Consider the following 16,195-nt stretch of genomic DNA (forward strand, 5'->3'; position numbering starts at 1 on the left):
GACTTAAAATAAAAAAGCCCTATCAGCGGATAGGGCTTTTTCCGAATCATGCCAGGATTTACGCTGGAATGATGCTGACCAGCTTGCGACCCAACGCGCCTTTCACGGAGAAAGCCACCTTGCCATCGACCTTAGCGAACAAAGTATGATCCTTGCCGATGCCGACATTCTCACCTGGGTGCATCTTGGTGCCGCGTTGACGAACAATGATGCTGCCAGCGGAAACAAACTGATCGCCGAAAGCTTTCACGCCCAGTCGCTGGGCATTCGAGTCGCGGCCATTACGGGAACTACCGCCTGCTTTTTTGTGTGCCATTTTTAACTACTCCTTACTTAGCAGCAATCTTTTCAATCTGGATTTCGGTAAAACTCTGGCGGTGGCCTTGAGTCTTGCGATAGTGCTTGCGGCGGCGCATCTTGAAGATCAATACCTTATCACCGCGGCCATGAGCCACAACCTTGGCCTGTACGCTCGCACCTTGAACCAGAGGAGAACCAATGGTGGTATTGTCACCATCAGAAACCAACAATACCTTGTCGAGGGTGATTTCGCTGCCGACTTCGCCCGCCAACTTTTCTACCTTAAGCTTGTCACCAGCGGCTACGCGATATTGTTTGCCACCAGTCTTGATAACTGCATACATGGTTATGCCTCGTTTGCTACGCATTCAAATGAATCGGGCATTATACGGAAAATCGCGCGGAAAGCAAATGCTATTATCGCTGACGCTTTTCATGCTGTAAAAATGCAATTTTCACGTTGGGCACCTGTCATGCAGACACTGCATCCGGCCTGGCATATGCTAGAATCCCGAGACTTATTTTTGGCAGCCAGACGTGTCCCTAGCTTTTATTCAATCGTGCATCGCAGAAGACATGCAAAAGGTCGATGCGGTGATTCGCAAAGCCCTGCATTCCGATGTCGTCCTGATCAACCAGGTCGCCGATTATATTATCAACAGTGGCGGCAAGCGCCTGCGACCCACCCTGGTACTGTTATCGGCTGGTGCATTCGGGCGCATTGAAGCAAAACACCATGAGCTGGCAGCCATTATCGAGCTGATCCATACCTCGACTCTGCTTCATGATGACGTGGTGGACGAATCCTCGTTGCGCCGCGGCAAGGCAACAGCAAACACCTTGTTCGGCAATGCGGCAAGTGTGCTGGTCGGTGATTTCATCTACTCCCGCACCTTCCAGATGATGGTCGGCATCCAGAGCATGCGCGTGATGGAAGTGCTATCTGACGCGACCAACACGATTGCGGAAGGCGAAGTGCTGCAACTGCTCAATGTGCATGATGCGGACATCACCGATGAAGCCTACCTGAGAGTCATCCACTACAAGACAGCAAAGCTGTTCGAAGCCGCGACAAGACTTGGCGCCATCATTTGCGGCACCGACGCCCAGGATGAAGCCGCGATGGCAGAGTACGGCATGCGTCTGGGCACGGCGTTCCAACTGGTTGACGATGTATTGGACCTGAGCGGCGACAGTAGCGAGATCGGCAAGAACCTCGGCGACGACCTCGCAGAAGGGAAGCCCACACTTCCCTTGCTATACGCCATGCGCCACGGCACAGAAGCCCAGCACGAGATTATCCGCAACTCAATTGAAAAGGGTGGGCTGCAGGAATTGCCGGCAGTGGTCGAGGCAGTGAAGGCAACAGGCGCACTGGAGCACGTTCGGGAGCTCGCCAAGGCAGAGGCCGCCGCCGGGTGCGCGGCCATCATGCACTTGCCTGAGTCCACCTACAAGGAGGCATTGCTGCGCCTTGCCGACTTCGCTGTCTCCCGGCGCTACTGAAACCAGCGCATCGGACTCAAGAGCCTAGTTCCACCTGGCCATAACCCAATAGGGTCCCGGTAGCATATGCAATGTCGATCAACGCGGCCTGGTAATCCACCATGGCACGTATTTCCTTGATCTGCGACTCCCCTAGGCGGCTCAGCATTTCCAGCACCTCGGTCATATTCCGCAGCCCTTCATTGAATTGCTTGAGTTCGCCATCGTAATTAACGCCTGCCAGCATCACCTGCTGCCGCGCTGCAATGATGCGCTGCCAATGCTGCTCAGCCCGGTCAACCGCATCATGGATTTCCCTCTTGACCGTCAATATCTGCAACTCTTTGGTCGCTAAGCGCTGCATACGCTGCTGCACCGCCTGCTGCAATTGATTGCGTCGCGCTTCGTTCGTCATGGGCAGTTCGAAACGCAAGCCTACGGACCAATCACTGAAGCGGTTGTCGAATGGACTGTCGTACGCCCTCGACAGGCTGTTCTCGCCAGAAGACAAGGCACCATAGCTGTAATCCAGGGTAAACAACGGCAAGGTCTGGTTTTGCAGGTACTCCACCCTGTTGAGGTCTGCGGCGAGCTTCAACTCCAGCTCCAGCAATTCGAGCCGGCCCTGCATGGCGGACGAGATCAGCCTATCCTTGTCAAATTCGTAATGCATGAGGATAGGCTCGGATTGGGGACGGATCAGTGCATCGCTGTCTATGGCATATTGGGGATCATTGAGCAGGAATAGCAATTGTCGCTGGGTGAGCTGCAACCGGGTCTTGGCAAGGATCAAGGCCTCTATCCGGTCCGAAACGCCGATTTCGGCGCGACTGGCTTCAATGCCCGCGACCAGTCCCTCCTCCACCTTGCGGCGCACCATATCGAGATTACGCGCCGCTAGCTCATATTGCTGGCGCCGGACATCCAGCTCAGCCCAAGCGGCATAGAGCTCCCAATAAGCCTTGTCGATCAACGATACCACGCGGATGGACTGCAACCGCGTCTTGGCATCCACCGCCTGTCGGTCCAGATCGGCAATGCGGATGCTGGCTTCATTGACCTTGACCCCGGCATTGCGCAGCAAAGGCTGGCTGATCGAAAAGCGTGTTGCGCGACGGTACTGGTCTGAGCCTAGTACGCCTTCCGTCAGTTTACGCTCGAAGGGGGTGCTCACCCTCACCACTCCCCCGGTTCTGAGCGGAATGGCAACCCCGGCTTCGCCGTCCAGATAGTCAATCTGCTGTTCGGCCTTGTCTAACTTGGCGAGCTGTCCATCCAAGAGGGGGTCCTCGGACTTGATCTGCACGATGTCACCACTGGTCAACGGCCGATCCTCACGCCTACGTTGCAAACTGGCATAGATAATATTGTCGAACTTTGCACGCTCCGCGCCCAATACGCTTTGCGCAATTTGCTGATCGAATTGCACAACCTTCAAAGAAAGATTGTTCTGCAAGGCCCGAGCCCTGACATCTGCAATCGTCAACCCATGTTCAACCCCTTTTGGCAAGAATATTTCCTGCTCACGACTTTGCGCCAATGCCTCATCCAGGTTCAGACGGAACCGCTCGGGAACCGACAATCCATACTGCCGCCGCGCATTTGCGTAGTCTTCTTCGAGCGTTGTTGCCTTGTTCCGGCTCATGGCATTCAAATCAATGTCATTTGGCAGCTGCTCAGGCATGACAGGCCCCAGCGCTTCCATGCCGGACGCTGCCCAGGCCAGGGCTGGCGACATGCCTGACAGACTGAGCCAGGCCAACGCCTGACAACAGAGCATCACCAAACTCGACTGCCTATGTTGCATCATCAGGCTCCCTGGGCAGCATTAGCGGCAGGCTGCGGAACACGCGGAGGGAAACCATTCAGCACGCGCCAGATTTCATAACCAATCGAAACCTCCTCTAGCAGTATCCAGCCTCGGGCGGAACTTCCTTGCCTCAAGAAACGCTCGGAAGGCCATTTCTGCACACTTTCATCAGGCACCACCATGACCCGGAAACGCCCGGTGCCGTCATCGCTGGCATCGACAAAGGCTACTTTGCCGCCAAATGTGCCGATCGCAACATTGGGCCACCCGGAGATCTGCAACGCTGGCCAGCCTTCGAATTCCAACCTGACGCGGCTACCTGGAAGTATCAGCGCAGCATCCAGGCCCTTCACCATCAATTCCACCGCGCGCTGCTCTGTGTCAGGAATAATCACCAGCAATGGCTGCCCTTGACTGATCACTTGCGATTGGGAATTGACCGGCAACCTGAACACGGTGCCTGCGCGCGGTGCCCGTACCAATTGCGACTCCTGGCGAGCAAGGCTGATCTCAAGACTGGTCAATTCGTTCTGGGTATCGGCCACCTCCGAACTGATCTTGCTGATCAGGGCGCGACTGGCATCAATATTAGCCTGGGTCTCGGCCCTGACCTGCGCCTGGCTGGCTGTTGCAGCTTTTTCCTCGGCACGTGCCGAGTCCAGTGCGGCCTTGGCGCTATTCACGTTACGAAGCGCTACCGCCCTGTCCCGCTCGGCTAATTCTACATCGCGCCTGGAAACCAGCCCCTCCTGTACCAGGCGCTGCATCCTGCTCACCTGGAAATCGGCTGCATCCAACGTAGCCTGGGCGGATGCAACGCTCTCACCGGCGGCCACGACTTTCTGCTGGGCAACATTCAGGCCATAATCCACGGCCGCTATCCTGGCTTGACGCACAGCCAGCAAGTTCTGCAACTGTACTTCATAAGCCTGCAGCTCATCCTGCTTGGCCTTCAGCTTAGCAGCGACAGTCTGACGTTGTGCCGCCAGCCTTTCCTTGAACCTAGGATCGACATCGCTGATTTCAAGCAAGGGATCCCCAGCGTTGACGCGCGACCCCTCGCGCACGAACCACTGCCTGATCACGCCGCCCACCGGGGCATCCACGCTTTGGCGCCTTTCCAGTGGTGCAAATGCGGTCACGGCGCCCATGGCTTGCACATTTTGCTGCCAAGGGAGGAACAATATTAAGGTCGGTACGATAAAACACGACACCACAACCCAGAGCAGGATGCGCTTCACCAGCCTGGGCGTGACCGTATATTGTGAGAACTGCTGGTTGTGGATAACGTCAGGCGTCATGATCAGGCAACTCCAGCACAAGGGTCTGATCGCAGTGCTGTGCGATCGATGCACGGCGCGTCATGATGACAAGGCTGCACCCTGGCAAGTCAAGCAGCAAAGGCAGGGCGCGCTCCAAGTCGGCTTCATCCAGGTAGTCGAGCAAGCCATCCACAATCAGCAATGCCGGCTGGCCGATAATCCCCCTGGCCAACATCAAGAGATTGATCTGTGTCGTGGAAAGCGGCGCACCATTGACGGAAAGCTGGGTATTCAGGCCATCCTGCAGCTGGTTGATGCTGGACATCAACCCCAGTCTGCCCAGCAGCTCAGTCACCTCCCCAAGCGGAATATCATTCCGTCCGATCAGGATATTCTCGATAATACTGCCTTCAATGATCTCCAGTTTTCCGACACAGCCAATATGTTGGCGCAGCTCGTTCAAATTGAATTGGTCAATCGCGATATCATTGAACTCCACATGCCCGCTTTCTGGCTGCTTCAGGCCAGTGAGCAGTGCAGCCAATGAGGATTTTCCGCTGCCAGCAGCCCCCAGCACAGCAAGGCTGTGGCCAGGCTGCAGGGTAAAGCTGATGCCGGATTGCGAGGCTGTATGCCGCAAGTAATGATAGCTAAGATTCACGGCACTCAACTTGATAGGGCGCTTTATCTCTACTTGGCGTAGCGGCGTCTTTTCTTGGGGGAGGTCTTGGATATGGCCAATTTTGTCCATGCTGGCAAGGAGGTCGTAATAGTATTCCAGCTGGCCAATAAAGCGCAGGAACGATGCCAGGACGGCAAAGATGATCAGCTCGGCCGCAACGAACTGCCCAAGGTTGATTTGCCCCTTGATCACCAGGGTCCCGCCCAAGGCCAACATGGCAGTGCCGCCTACGGCATAGATAAACACCCCACCCAGGTATTGATTGATGAGAATCCGGAAATGCGCGCTTCGTTTTTTCAGATATTCAGATGCAAGCTCACTGGTGCGCTCATGCGCCAAGGTCACGCCAGAAGAGAACTTAAAGGTGCTGAGATTACGGGCTATCGTTTCGAGCCAAGCGGCCAATTCAAACTTGGCATGAGACTCAGCAATCGCCGTCAGCGGTGCTCTATGCCCGATGACGTATACAATGACCCCGATAACAAGCAACACCAAGGCCACTACCACCCCAAAATAAATGCTGTAGAACACCAGGATAATGCTGCCTACCATTCCCTGCAGGATGGTGGCCACACCTATCGTCAATAAAGTGGCGACTGATTTTTGTACCGAGGTCACCTCGAAAAACCGATTGACCAACTCCTGTAGGTCGTCTACATCTGCAGCATCGTATCTTGCCCCCTGCGTCTTTTTTGCAGCATCAATCGCAATACGGCAGAAAATGCGGCGCTGGATGAGCTCGACAATAAACATCTCCAGCACGTAGAACAAGCCTGCAAGCAGCAGAAAAACAAACAATATGAAGGAGATGATGAGCAACGGCTTCATCAGGCTGCCCATGGTCACTGTATTGATCAGGGCCTGCACCGAAACGGGGATCGCCAGATTGATGAACCCCACCGCCCCCATCAATACGATGATCAGTAAGATATCTTTACGTTCCAGGCTCAGCAGGTCGATCAACCGGTGCCTAGGTTGTATTTTGTGCAAGGTGTCGTTATTCATTTTTGATATTTATTTCAAGCCAGCAAAACGACCTTGTCATTCAGACTTAAGTTCCGGAAAGCAGACACTATAAATAAAAAAAGCCCTGCAAGCAGGACTTTTTTTATCGCTAGCCTATCATCGCTCAGTTCAAAGTAATCGGCTCCCCATTCTCTGCGTGATAATAGCTGAGGTGGGCGCAATGACTGGTCCTGGTAGTCAGCGACCCGTCGAATACGGATTCGCCATCTACATCAACCGTGGCATAACCGTTGTGGTAGAGGGTGACTTCGGCCTGCCGACGCCCGTGACGCATGGCAAAACTCATGTAGTTTTCATCCTCGGATTCGTCATAGACTTCCCAATCGGCCTTGCCGGTCAACTGTTCTAACCAACCCGACAAATCCACTTCGACGCGGCAAACGACAGGGGTATCCCATGTGGTTTGGACTGCTGTACTCATCATGTGCATTCCTTTCAGGTTAGTGATGTGAAAATACTTTGGTATCTATTACATGGCGGCAACCCTGCCGATTTCAAGCCCATCCATAGTGCCATGCTTACGGTTGCCATAGTGATATAACGGTGCGATGATGCGGAAAGTTTACCGGTACCCCAATTTATGCCTGAATTTGTTTTTCTGGATGCTTTGAGAGACAACCCCGCCCTCTTCATTACCTGCTCTGCGCTCCTGGGCCTCATGGTCGGCAGCTTCCTCAACGTGGTGATATACCGGTTGCCACGCATGATGGAGCTGGCCTGGCATGCTGAGCGCTTGGAAGCCGAAGGCCAACCTCAAACAGAACAGGCCCGCTACAACCTGATCACACCTCGGTCACGCTGCCCGCATTGCCAGCATGCCATCACAGCACTGGAAAATATACCAATCATCAGCTACATGATGCTGGGAGGAAAATGCAGGCAATGCAAGACTGCAATCAGCCCGCGATACCCTTTGGTAGAACTCCTCACGGCAACGCTGACCGGTCTTGCCAGCTGGCATTTCGGCTATTCCAGCCTTGCCGTGGCAAGCTGGCTTATCATCTTCGCGCTGATCGCACTCACCTTTATCGACCTCGACACGCATCTGCTGCCAGACGATATCACCTTGCCCTTGCTCTGGGCAGGACTGCTGTTCAATCTCGACCATGGCTTCACCGACATCAGCTCTGCCGTGATTGGGGCTGCTGCCGGATATCTTGTGTTGTGGTCAGTATACTGGCTATTCAAGCTCATCACAGGCAAAGAGGGCATGGGCTACGGTGACTTCAAGCTCTTGGCAGCCCTGGGAGCCTGGTTCGGCTGGCAATTGCTCCCTGCTGTCATTTTATTATCATCCGTCGCTGGTTCCATCATCGGAATTGGATTGATCGTATTGACCAAGCACGGACGGGAAACCCCGATTCCATTCGGGCCGTACCTGGCACTGGGAGGAATCGCAGCCCTGTTCTGCGGTGAACAACTTTCTCAATTATATTTAGGAGGCTGATAGATGTACGTCGTTGGACTCACCGGTGGCATCGGTGCTGGCAAAAGCGAAGCCGCAAGAATATTCAGCGGGTTAGGCGTACCCGTCGTGGATGTCGATGTCATTTCCCGCCGCCTGACCAGTGCTGGACAGCCATTGGTCGCGAAAATAGCCGAAGCATTCGGCCCAGAATATGTCACCGCAGATGGCGCCATGGATCGCGCCAAGATCCGTGACCGCATCTTTTCCAGCGATCACGATCGCCGGCTGCTGGAATCCATACTGCATCCCGCCATTCACAGCGAAGCACTGCGCGAACTTGAAAGCCATCACCAGGCGCCCTACCAAGTACTCGCCATCCCGCTGTTCTTTGAATCAAATCGTTACGAAGGGGTTGTCAATCGCACCTTGCTGATCGACTGCGATGAAGATAAGCAGATCAGCCGCGTCGTCAATCGCAACGGCTTTACCGAGAAAATGGTGCGCTCCATCATTGCTGCCCAGGCATCGCGTAGTTTCCGTCGGGCACTCGCCAATGACATCATCGACAACAACGGCACACTTGAGGAATTAGAGCAGAAAATCCGCATAATGCATGAAAAATTCATTAAGACTTGCATAGTTAGCGAATAAATCTGATAATTCACGACAGCTTTCATCAACAAACGGATCAGCCTCGAGAAGCCCGTGCCCAGTTACGACTACCCTTTTAATGAACGCATCCGTACCCTGTTGCGTCTGGAAGACCTGTTCACCAAGGTCTTGCATAACATTGAGGGTGAGCAAGAATTTATCCACCATTGTGTCCTGATTTCCATTTTCCAGATACTGGATATCATCGAGCGGGCCGAGCTCAAAATGGATCTGCTGCAGGAGCTCGACCGCCAGAAAATGGTGATGAATAACCTGCGCGGCAATCCGTCGATAGAAGAAAAAGTGCTGAATGACCTGGTAGCCGACATCGAAAATGCGGCACGCCCGCTGCGCAATACGCCAGGCAAGCTTGGGCAGTCACTGCGCGACAACGAATGGCTGATGAGCATCAAGCAGCGCTCCGTCATTCCTGGTGGTGTCTGTGAATTTGACCTGCCGTCCTACCACTACTGGCTGGGCCTGAGCAGCGAACGCCGCAAGCACGACCTCAGCGTCTGGATGAGTCCATTAATGCCACTATATGATGCCATTCGCATCATCCTGCATATCCTGCGGGGCAGTGGCGCCACCTCCAACATGACCGCCACCAATGGGGCCTACCAGCAAATGCTGGGAGGTGCCAAGCCTGCCCAGATGCTGCGGGTTGAGATCAGCGATGATACGCCCTGCTTTCCCGAAGTAAGCGCCAACAAGTACGCCATCAATATTCGTTTTAACAGCCTGGACAACGCCCAGCGGCCGCGTCCTTGTGACTCCAACATCGACTTCTCACTGACACTGTGCAATCTGTAGGCAAAAAACTGGTTCCCTGCCCGCAATGCGGGGAGTTGTCAGAATACTCTAGCGCAAACCCATACCGTCCGTTCTGCTCGGAACGCTGTCGCCTGATTGACCTCGGCCAATGGGCAAGCGAGAGCTACCGCATCCCGGACAACAACCCCAAACCTGACGATAGCGAAGAATACTAGTGTAAGTGCCAGTTAAGGCTGGACGCTGAACTCGAGTGCATATTGAGCCTTCAACGGCGGAGTGGGACGTTTGATATCCAGCGTCATCACCCAGTCGCTGCTTCGGCTCACACATACTGGCAAAGTGACCATGGCGCGCCAGCTGCCGTCAGGCTGTTGCTGAAGGCGGTAGCGGTTGAGCCCCATCTGCATATCTCGCATGTCAAAGCTGGCCTGTACCGACTCCGCCTCGGGCAACAACACCCGCAATTCGAACGCCTGCATGACTGTGGGCGTTGTCATTGTCCGGATCTCCAGGTCGCCATGGCGGCAGCCACGCACAATATCCTCGCAGGGGATCACTGACGGCTCGACCGTAGCTCCGCCAAGCCTGAGCCAAAAGTATGCCACCAGTACCGGCGCAGACGCCAGCACAACCGCCAATCGCTTGCGCGACATGATCAGTCCCATGCCCCGCGCATCATGGCAATACCGTGAGCACCGTGTTGCCATGCCTGTTCCATATGTGCCTTTTGCAGACCGCCCAATGCGTAGACCGGCAGGCTGCTGCCCTGCACCAAGGTAGAAAACCCCTCCCAGCCTAACACCCTTGCCTGGGGATGGCTCAATGTCGGCAACACGGGGGACAGTACGGCAAAATCCAGCGCCAGGGATTGGGCACGCGCAAGTTGCTGCGCATCATGACAAGAGGCAGCGCACAACATGTCATGAGGCCGCTCTGGTAGCGCCATCAGCCGCTCGGAAGACAGGTGCACGCCTGCCATGCCCAATGCCCGCGCAGTCTCGGGCTCGCCATTGAGCAGCACTCTAGCTTGATAAGGCTGCGCCAGCGTGAGTACTTGCTCCGCCAAACGCTCCAAGCTCTCGAGCGAAAGATGCTTTTCCCTCAACTGCAATAAGCGCAGCCCTTGGTCCAGGGCGCGCTGCAAGCGCTCCAGGAAGCGTTGCTCGCCCAATTCCACCGCATTGCTGACCGCATACATGGACGGCAGGCCCAAGGCTGCCAGGATAGGCGCATTAGCTGGCAACATCGGGCCCACGGTTAACGCTGCAGGATGCTGCCAGCTTAGTTGCTGTCCTTCGCAGCCATGCGGATCATGTCTCCACCCGCGCACGATAAAAAAATGTAGCTCCACGCTGCGGTCTGGATACTCGAAGCGTCGTAACAACCAGGGATAGGCTTTTTCCACTTCAATACCAAGCTCCTCGCGCAACTCCCGCACCAATGCATGGTATGGAGTCTCGCCCGACTCTATCTTGCCTCCAGGAAATTCCCACCAGCCTTCCCAAGGCTTGCCAACAGGACGCTCCGCCAGCAGCACCTGCCCGTCAGCACGTTGCAATACGGCCGCAGCGACTCGAACTACGCTCATGAATGCCCGGCTCCAGCCAGGGCTTGGCGGCCGACATAGTCGCGGGCGAACTGGTATGCCACCCGGCCGCTGCGCGCGCCACGGGTATGCGAAAACAGCAAGGCGGCGTTGCGAGTTTGCTCATCCACTTGCTCGATACCATAATGCTTGAGCCATTGCGCAACGACAGCCAAGTATTCATCCTGGCTGAATGAATAGAACGACAACCATAGACCAAAGCGCTCGGACAATGACACTTTTTCCTCGGTCGTGTCTCCTGGCCTGATCTCGTCGCCGTTCCTTGCCACCTCCAGATTCTCCGACATGTATTCGGGCATCAAGTGACGACGGTTGGAAGTGGCATACACCACGACATTATCCGATGTCGCCGCAATCGAGCCGTCCAGCACCACCTTGAGCGCCTTGTATCCCGGATCACTGGCCTCAAAAGAAAGGTCGTCGCAGAAAATGATGAAGCGCTCCTTACGCGCGCGCAGCAAAGCGACGATTTCCGGCAATGCCACCAAGTCCTGCTTGTCCACTTCCACCAGGCGCAGCCCCTGGTTCGCAAATGCACCCAGCACCGCTTTCACGAGTGAGGACTTGCCCGTGCCGCGCGCACCCGTCAACAACACATTGTTAGCCGGATAACCTAGTACGAACTGTTTGGTATTGCGCACGATCTCGGCTTTTTGCTCATCCACGTTGCGGATATCGTCCAGGCTGATATAGTGAGGATGCTCCACGGCCACCAGGTGACCGCGACCATTCAATACTTGCCAGCGCCAGGCAATGGCGCTCCAGTCGGGGTCGGGTACCGGCGACGGCAGGAAGCTTTCCAGCCTTGCCAGCACCGCTTCGGCCCGGGTGATCAACCGCTCTAGATCAGCCATGAATCGTCCTAACTGCGGTAGTCCGCGTTGATGCGGACATAATCGTAGGAAAAATCGCAAGTCCAGACCGTGGCACTGGCCTGCCCACGGTTCAGCACGACACGCACGGTGATTTCGGCTTCCTGCATGACGGCAGCACCTTGTTCCTCCACGTAGCTCGCCGCCCGTCCGCCATGCTCGGCTACCAGCACATCGCCCAGGTAAAGCTGCATGGCATTCACGTCAAGGTCGTCCACGCCAGCATAGCCAATCGCAGCGAGAATCCGTCCAAGGTTGGGATCGGAGGCGAAGAAGGCCGTCTTGACCAATGGCGAATGCGCAATCGCGTAAGCCACCTTGCGGCACTCATCCACATCTTTGCCGGACTCGATCTGGATCGTCATGAACTTGGTGGCGCCCTCGCCGTCCCGCACAATCGCCTGGGCCAGCTCGACCGCCACTTCTGTGATGGCATCCTGCAATTGCTGGAATGCCGCACTGGCAACCTCGACGATCTCGGCATTGCCGGCCTTGCCGGTTGCCATCACGATGAAGGAATCATTGGTCGAGGTGTCACCATCGACGGTGATGCAGTTGAAGGAGCGGTTCACGGCATGATCAACCAGTGCCTGCAGTGCGCCTTGGCTGATAGCAGCATCTGTCGCCACATAGCCCAGCATGGTCGCCATGTTCGGATGAATCATGCCTGATCCCTTGGAAATACCAGTCACCGTCACCACCTTGCCATCCAGGGTGATTTGCCGCGAAACGCCCTTGGGAACGATATCGGTCGTCATAATGGCTTCGGCTGCATCAAGCCAGTTCGAGTTACCGAGGTCAGCCACACATTGCGGCAAGCCAGCCAACAGGCGGTCCATGGGCAACGGCTCCAGAATGACACCCGTGGAAAAGGGCAACACTTGCTCGGGGCTGAGCTGCAGTAATCTCGCCAGCTCGCTGCAAGTCGCGTACGCTTTTTCCAACCCTGCCACCCCGGTGCCTGCATTGGCATTCCCGGTATTGACCACCAGCGCGCGAATATCGCCGTCCGTCTTGGATAAATGCGCTTTGCATACGGTCACGGGTGCTGCACAGAATCGATTTGTGGTGAAGACGCCAGCTACCCGTGTTCCTTCGGCAAGGCTGATGACCAGCATATCCTTGCGGTCAGGCTTGCGGATATTGGCTTTGGCAATACCAAGCGCTACACCTGGAACCGGCAACAAGGAGTGCGCTTCGGGCGCGACGAGATTGACTGGCATGATGATATTCCCGGGAAAGCAAAAGGCCGATTTTACCGTAATCGGGCGACGCATGCCCTGCAGCCTGGACAACGCAAACAATAAAAAAGCCGGAATTTCCGGCCTATTTTCAATCGTGGCTAAGACGCCTTGCCGCCAATGCCTGCATCACCTGCAAGCGCTCATCGTCACTCATGGCACCCCAGCCACGGATTTCGCCAAGTGTCCTTAAGCAGCCTGTGCAATATTCCCGTCGGCTATCCAGCAAGCATGCCCTGATACAAGGGGAGGCCGGTTGCGTCGCTTGTGCCTGCATCCGTCCTGCCTCGATATCAACTCAGCTTGCCATGACACTGTTTGTATTTCTTGCCGGAACCGCAAGGACAAGGATCGTTACGCCCCACCTTGGCACCCGCGCGCTCAAAGGTTTTCACTGACTGATCGCTTGCTTCGTCAGATTCCTCGGCATTGCCCAGCGCCTCGTCAAAGTCCGCGTGCTGATATTGCACGTTCTCGAGTTCGGGATGCTTCTCGACGGCCTCCACATCAGCCTCGCTCTGCACTTTGACCAGCATGGTCACCTGGGTTACTTCGCGCTTGACGGTATCAAGCATGCTTGAGAACAAGGCAAAAGCCTCGCGTTTGTATTCCTGCTTGGGATTCTTTTGCGCATAAGAGCGGAGATGGATACCCTGGCGCAGATGATCCAGTGCTGCCAGATGCTCGCGCCAGTGATTATCCAGGCTCTGCAGCATCACGGCACGTTCGAACTGACGCAATACCGGAGCCGAAGCCTGTTCTTCCTTTGCCTTGTAGGCGGCATTTGCCGCCTCGACGATATGCTCGCGCAGCGTTTCTTCATGCAAATTGGGGTTTTCTTCCAGCATTTTCTGCAATGGGATCTCAAGGCCGAGATCAGCTTGCAGGGCTTTTTCGAGCCCGGGCACATCCCACTGCTCCTCCAGGCTTTCTGGGGGAATATAGGTCGCGATCAAATCGTGAATCACATCCACGCGCATGGCTGCAATCGTTTCGCCCACGTCCGCAGCCTCGAGCAATTCATTCCGCTGCTGGTAAATCACCTTGCGCTGGTCATTCGCCACGTCGTCATATTCCAGCAACTGCTTGCGGATATCGAAATTGCGTCCCTCCACCTTGCGCTGCGCATTCTCGATCGCGCGTGTAACCCATGGATGCTCGATGGCCTCGCCTTCCGGCATTTTCAGGCGCTCCATGATGGCACCGACGCGGTCAGAAGCAAAAATACGCAGCAGTTGGTCTTCCAGCGACAGGTAGAAACGGCTGGAGCCCGGATCACCCTGGCGGCCAGCACGGCCCCGCAGCTGGTTGTCGACACGGCGGGACTCGTGGCGCTCAGTGCCTATGATATGCAGGCCACCCGCCGCCAGCACTGCGTCATGCTTTACCTGCCAATCAGCCTTGAGTGCGGCGATGCGGGCTGCCTTATCTGCTTCGGATAACTGCTCGTCCGCCTCAATCTCTGCAATTTCACCTTCCGGATTGCCACCCAGCACGATGTCGGTACCGCGGCCCGCCATATTGGTAGCAATCGTAATCATGCCAGGCCGACCAGCCTGGGCGATGATGTGCGCCTCCCGCTCATGCTGCTTGGCGTTGAGCACCTGATGCTCCAGCTTGGCTTCGGATAACACCTTGGAGATCAGTTCTGAATTCTCGATCGAGGTGGTGCCCACCAATACCGGCTGGCCGCGCTTCTGGCACTCCTTGATATCGTCGATCACCGCCTGGTATTTTTCCTTGGCAGTACGATATACCTTGTCCATGTAGTCTTTACGCTGCAAGGGGCGGTGCGTAGGAATCACCACGGTTTCCAGGCCATATATCTGGTTGAATTCATAGGCCTCTGTATCGGCGGTACCCGTCATGCCGGAAAGCTTGCCATACATACGGAAGTAATTCTGGAAGGTGATGGACGCCAGGGTCTGGTTTTCCTTCTGGATGGTCACACCTTCCTTGGCTTCCACCGCCTGGTGCAATCCGTCGGACCAGCGGCGCCCAGCCATCATCCGGCCGGTAAACTCGTCCACGATCACGATTTCGCCATCGCGCACGACATAATGCTGGTCGCGATGGTAGAGCGATTGCGCTCTCAGGGCAGCATACATGTGGTGCACCAGGCTGATGTTGGCAGCGTCATAGAGGCTGCTGCCTTCAGCCAGCAGACCTGCCTCGGCCAGCAAGGCTTCTGCATGTTCATGTCCTTGCTCCGAGAGCAAGACCTGATGAGACTTTTCATCCACCCAGAAGTCGCCTTCGCCATCTTCTTTTTCCTGGCGCACCAGCTTGGCCGCGATGCTGTTCATCTGCAGATAGAGGTCCACACTGTCGTCGGCCTGACCGGAGATGATCAGTGGCGTGCGTGCTTCATCGATGAGGATGGAGTCAACCTCGTCCACCAATGCATAGTTGAGGCCGCGCTGCACGCGCTCTTCCGCCGTGAACACCATGTTGTCGCGCAGGTAGTCGAAACCGAATTCGTTGTTGGTGCCATAGGTGATGTCCGCCGCATAGGCTTTCTGCTTTTCACCATGCGGCATCTGCGAGAGGTTGATCCCCACACTCAGCCCCAGGAAGTTATACAGGCGTGACATCCACTCGGCATCGCGCCGCGCCAGGTAATCATTCACCGTGACCACGTGGACACCCTTGCCGGTCAGGGCATTGAGGTAAGCTGGCAGGGTCGCGACCAGTGTCTTGCCCTCGCCAGTGCGCATTTCGGCAATCTTGCCAGCATGGAGCACCATGCCGCCAATCAACTGCACATCGAAGTGGCGCATGTTGAGCACGCGGCGACCACCTTCGCGCACCACGGCAAATGCTTCCGGCAAGATTTTTTCCAGCGATTCACCTTGCTGGTAGCGTTGTTTGAATTCCTCCGTCTTTGCCCTGAGCTGCTCATCTGTCAATGCCTGCATGCTGGGCTCCAGCGCATTGATGGCCTTGACGTTCTGGGCATATTGCTTGACCAGCCGCTCGTTGCGGCTACCGAAGATTTTCTTGAACAACGCGGATAACATGAAGTGACACCACTTTTCCGTCTAGACGGAAACCTCTAGGTTAGCTTTAAGTAAGTTT

17 protein-coding genes are annotated in these 16,195 nt (G+C 55.6%); 5 read left to right on the forward strand and 12 right to left on the reverse strand.

Annotated features, from left to right (window positions below; translation table 11 throughout):
- Positions 1-58 precede the first annotated feature (58 nt).
- Positions 59-316 (reverse strand): 50S ribosomal protein L27, encoded by a 258-nt coding sequence (rpmA, locus tag MFLA_RS11340; RefSeq protein ID WP_011480439.1) that lies wholly within the window; start codon positions 314-316, stop codon positions 59-61.
- 13 nt (positions 317-329) lie between these two features.
- Entirely contained in the window at positions 330-644 is a 315-nt protein-coding gene (gene rplU, locus MFLA_RS11345) for a 50S ribosomal protein L21 (protein ID WP_011480440.1), read from the reverse strand.
- 193 nt (positions 645-837) lie between these two features.
- On the opposite strand from rplU, the gene ispB reads away from it, so the two are divergent.
- Positions 838-1,806: an octaprenyl diphosphate synthase gene (gene ispB, locus MFLA_RS11350; RefSeq protein WP_011480441.1), complete on the forward strand. Its 969-nt coding sequence runs from the start codon at positions 838-840 to the stop codon at positions 1,804-1,806.
- 16 nt (positions 1,807-1,822) lie between these two features.
- Here ispB and MFLA_RS11355 read toward each other — a convergent pair whose 3' ends face one another.
- The 4 genes from MFLA_RS11355 to MFLA_RS11370 form a co-directional block, all read right to left on the reverse strand.
- Positions 1,823-3,595 carry a TolC family protein gene (locus MFLA_RS11355; RefSeq protein WP_011480442.1) on the reverse strand — a complete coding sequence of 591 codons (1,773 nt, stop codon included), beginning with the start codon at positions 3,593-3,595 and terminating at the stop codon, positions 1,823-1,825.
- A complete protein-coding gene (locus MFLA_RS11360) occupies positions 3,595-4,896 on the reverse strand; it encodes an HlyD family secretion protein (protein ID WP_011480443.1) in 1,302 nt (433 codons plus the stop codon). The genes MFLA_RS11355 and MFLA_RS11360 overlap by 1 nt, the downstream gene beginning before the upstream one ends.
- Positions 4,886-6,544 (reverse strand): peptidase domain-containing ABC transporter, encoded by a 1,659-nt coding sequence (locus tag MFLA_RS11365; protein WP_011480444.1) that lies wholly within the window; start codon positions 6,542-6,544, stop codon positions 4,886-4,888. The genes MFLA_RS11360 and MFLA_RS11365 overlap by 11 nt, the downstream gene beginning before the upstream one ends.
- A gap of 124 nt (positions 6,545-6,668) precedes the next feature.
- Positions 6,669-6,989 carry a hypothetical protein gene (locus MFLA_RS11370; RefSeq protein ID WP_011480445.1) on the reverse strand — a complete coding sequence of 107 codons (321 nt, stop codon included), beginning with the start codon at positions 6,987-6,989 and terminating at the stop codon, positions 6,669-6,671.
- A 156-nt stretch (positions 6,990-7,145) separates the two neighbouring features.
- On the opposite strand from MFLA_RS11370, the gene MFLA_RS11375 reads away from it, so the two are divergent.
- Genes MFLA_RS11375 through MFLA_RS14675 form a run of 4 tightly spaced genes read left to right on the forward strand, consistent with a single transcriptional unit; the run spans position 7,146 to position 9,613 of the window.
- Positions 7,146-8,012, forward strand: a complete 867-nt coding sequence (locus MFLA_RS11375; RefSeq protein ID WP_011480446.1) for a prepilin peptidase — start codon at positions 7,146-7,148, stop codon at positions 8,010-8,012.
- Positions 8,013-8,015: 3 nt separating this feature from the next.
- The gene (gene coaE, locus MFLA_RS11380) at positions 8,016-8,624 is read left to right on the forward strand and encodes a dephospho-CoA kinase (protein ID WP_011480447.1); all 609 of its coding nucleotides are present in this window, start codon (positions 8,016-8,018) and stop codon (positions 8,622-8,624) included.
- A 54-nt stretch (positions 8,625-8,678) separates the two neighbouring features.
- Entirely contained in the window at positions 8,679-9,437 is a 759-nt protein-coding gene (gene zapD, locus MFLA_RS11385; RefSeq protein WP_011480448.1) for a cell division protein ZapD, read from the forward strand.
- Positions 9,425-9,613 (forward strand): DNA gyrase inhibitor YacG, encoded by a 189-nt coding sequence (locus MFLA_RS14675; RefSeq protein WP_011480449.1) that lies wholly within the window; start codon positions 9,425-9,427, stop codon positions 9,611-9,613. Before zapD ends, MFLA_RS14675 begins: the two co-directional genes overlap by 13 nt.
- A gap of 12 nt (positions 9,614-9,625) precedes the next feature.
- On the opposite strand, the gene MFLA_RS11390 is transcribed toward MFLA_RS14675, so the two are convergent.
- From MFLA_RS11390 to secA, 6 genes are all read right to left on the reverse strand, one after another.
- Complete coding sequence (locus tag MFLA_RS11390; RefSeq protein WP_048811711.1) at positions 9,626-10,063, reverse strand: hypothetical protein; 438 nt, start codon at positions 10,061-10,063, stop codon at positions 9,626-9,628.
- Entirely contained in the window at positions 10,054-10,986 is a 933-nt protein-coding gene (locus MFLA_RS11395) for a Nudix family hydrolase (RefSeq protein ID WP_011480451.1), read from the reverse strand. Before MFLA_RS11395 ends, MFLA_RS11390 begins: the two co-directional genes overlap by 10 nt.
- A complete protein-coding gene (locus MFLA_RS11400) occupies positions 10,983-11,858 on the reverse strand; it encodes an ATP-binding protein (protein ID WP_011480452.1) in 876 nt (291 codons plus the stop codon). The genes MFLA_RS11395 and MFLA_RS11400 overlap by 4 nt, the downstream gene beginning before the upstream one ends.
- A gap of 8 nt (positions 11,859-11,866) precedes the next feature.
- Positions 11,867-13,099, reverse strand: coding sequence for a bifunctional glutamate N-acetyltransferase/amino-acid acetyltransferase ArgJ (gene argJ, locus MFLA_RS11405; protein WP_011480453.1), 1,233 nt, complete (start codon positions 13,097-13,099; stop codon positions 11,867-11,869).
- 109 nt (positions 13,100-13,208) lie between these two features.
- Entirely contained in the window at positions 13,209-13,394 is a 186-nt protein-coding gene (locus MFLA_RS15095; RefSeq protein WP_011480454.1) for a DUF1289 domain-containing protein, read from the reverse strand.
- 16 nt (positions 13,395-13,410) lie between these two features.
- A complete protein-coding gene (gene secA / locus MFLA_RS11415; RefSeq protein ID WP_011480455.1) occupies positions 13,411-16,137 on the reverse strand; it encodes a preprotein translocase subunit SecA in 2,727 nt (908 codons plus the stop codon).
- Between the last annotated feature and the right edge of the window lie 58 nt (positions 16,138-16,195).

The organism is Methylobacillus flagellatus KT (genome assembly GCF_000013705.1).
GTDB lineage: Bacteria > Pseudomonadota > Gammaproteobacteria > Burkholderiales > Methylophilaceae > Methylobacillus > Methylobacillus flagellatus.

Coding starts and splice junctions, on each gene's coding strand:
- MFLA_RS15095 (WP_011480454.1), bottom strand. CDS start 13,394: ATGCAGGCACAAGCGACGCAACCGGCCTCCCCTTGTATCAGGGCATGC.
- rpmA (WP_011480439.1), bottom strand. CDS start 316: ATGGCACACAAAAAAGCAGGCGGTAGTTCCCGTAATGGCCGCGACTCG.
- argJ (WP_011480453.1), bottom strand. CDS start 13,099: ATGCCAGTCAATCTCGTCGCGCCCGAAGCGCACTCCTTGTTGCCGGTT.
- MFLA_RS11400 (WP_011480452.1), bottom strand. CDS start 11,858: ATGGCTGATCTAGAGCGGTTGATCACCCGGGCCGAAGCGGTGCTGGCA.
- rplU (WP_011480440.1), bottom strand. CDS start 644: ATGTATGCAGTTATCAAGACTGGTGGCAAACAATATCGCGTAGCCGCT.
- secA (WP_011480455.1), bottom strand. CDS start 16,137: ATGTTATCCGCGTTGTTCAAGAAAATCTTCGGTAGCCGCAACGAGCGG.
- MFLA_RS11355 (WP_011480442.1), bottom strand. CDS start 3,595: ATGATGCAACATAGGCAGTCGAGTTTGGTGATGCTCTGTTGTCAGGCG.
- MFLA_RS11370 (WP_011480445.1), bottom strand. CDS start 6,989: ATGATGAGTACAGCAGTCCAAACCACATGGGATACCCCTGTCGTTTGC.
- MFLA_RS11360 (WP_011480443.1), bottom strand. CDS start 4,896: ATGACGCCTGACGTTATCCACAACCAGCAGTTCTCACAATATACGGTC.
- MFLA_RS11395 (WP_011480451.1), bottom strand. CDS start 10,986: ATGAGCGTAGTTCGAGTCGCTGCGGCCGTATTGCAACGTGCTGACGGG.
- MFLA_RS11390 (WP_048811711.1), bottom strand. CDS start 10,063: ATGGGACTGATCATGTCGCGCAAGCGATTGGCGGTTGTGCTGGCGTCT.
- MFLA_RS11365 (WP_011480444.1), bottom strand. CDS start 6,544: ATGAATAACGACACCTTGCACAAAATACAACCTAGGCACCGGTTGATC.
- coaE (WP_011480447.1), top strand. CDS start 8,016: ATGTACGTCGTTGGACTCACCGGTGGCATCGGTGCTGGCAAAAGCGAA.
- MFLA_RS11375 (WP_011480446.1), top strand. CDS start 7,146: ATGCCTGAATTTGTTTTTCTGGATGCTTTGAGAGACAACCCCGCCCTC.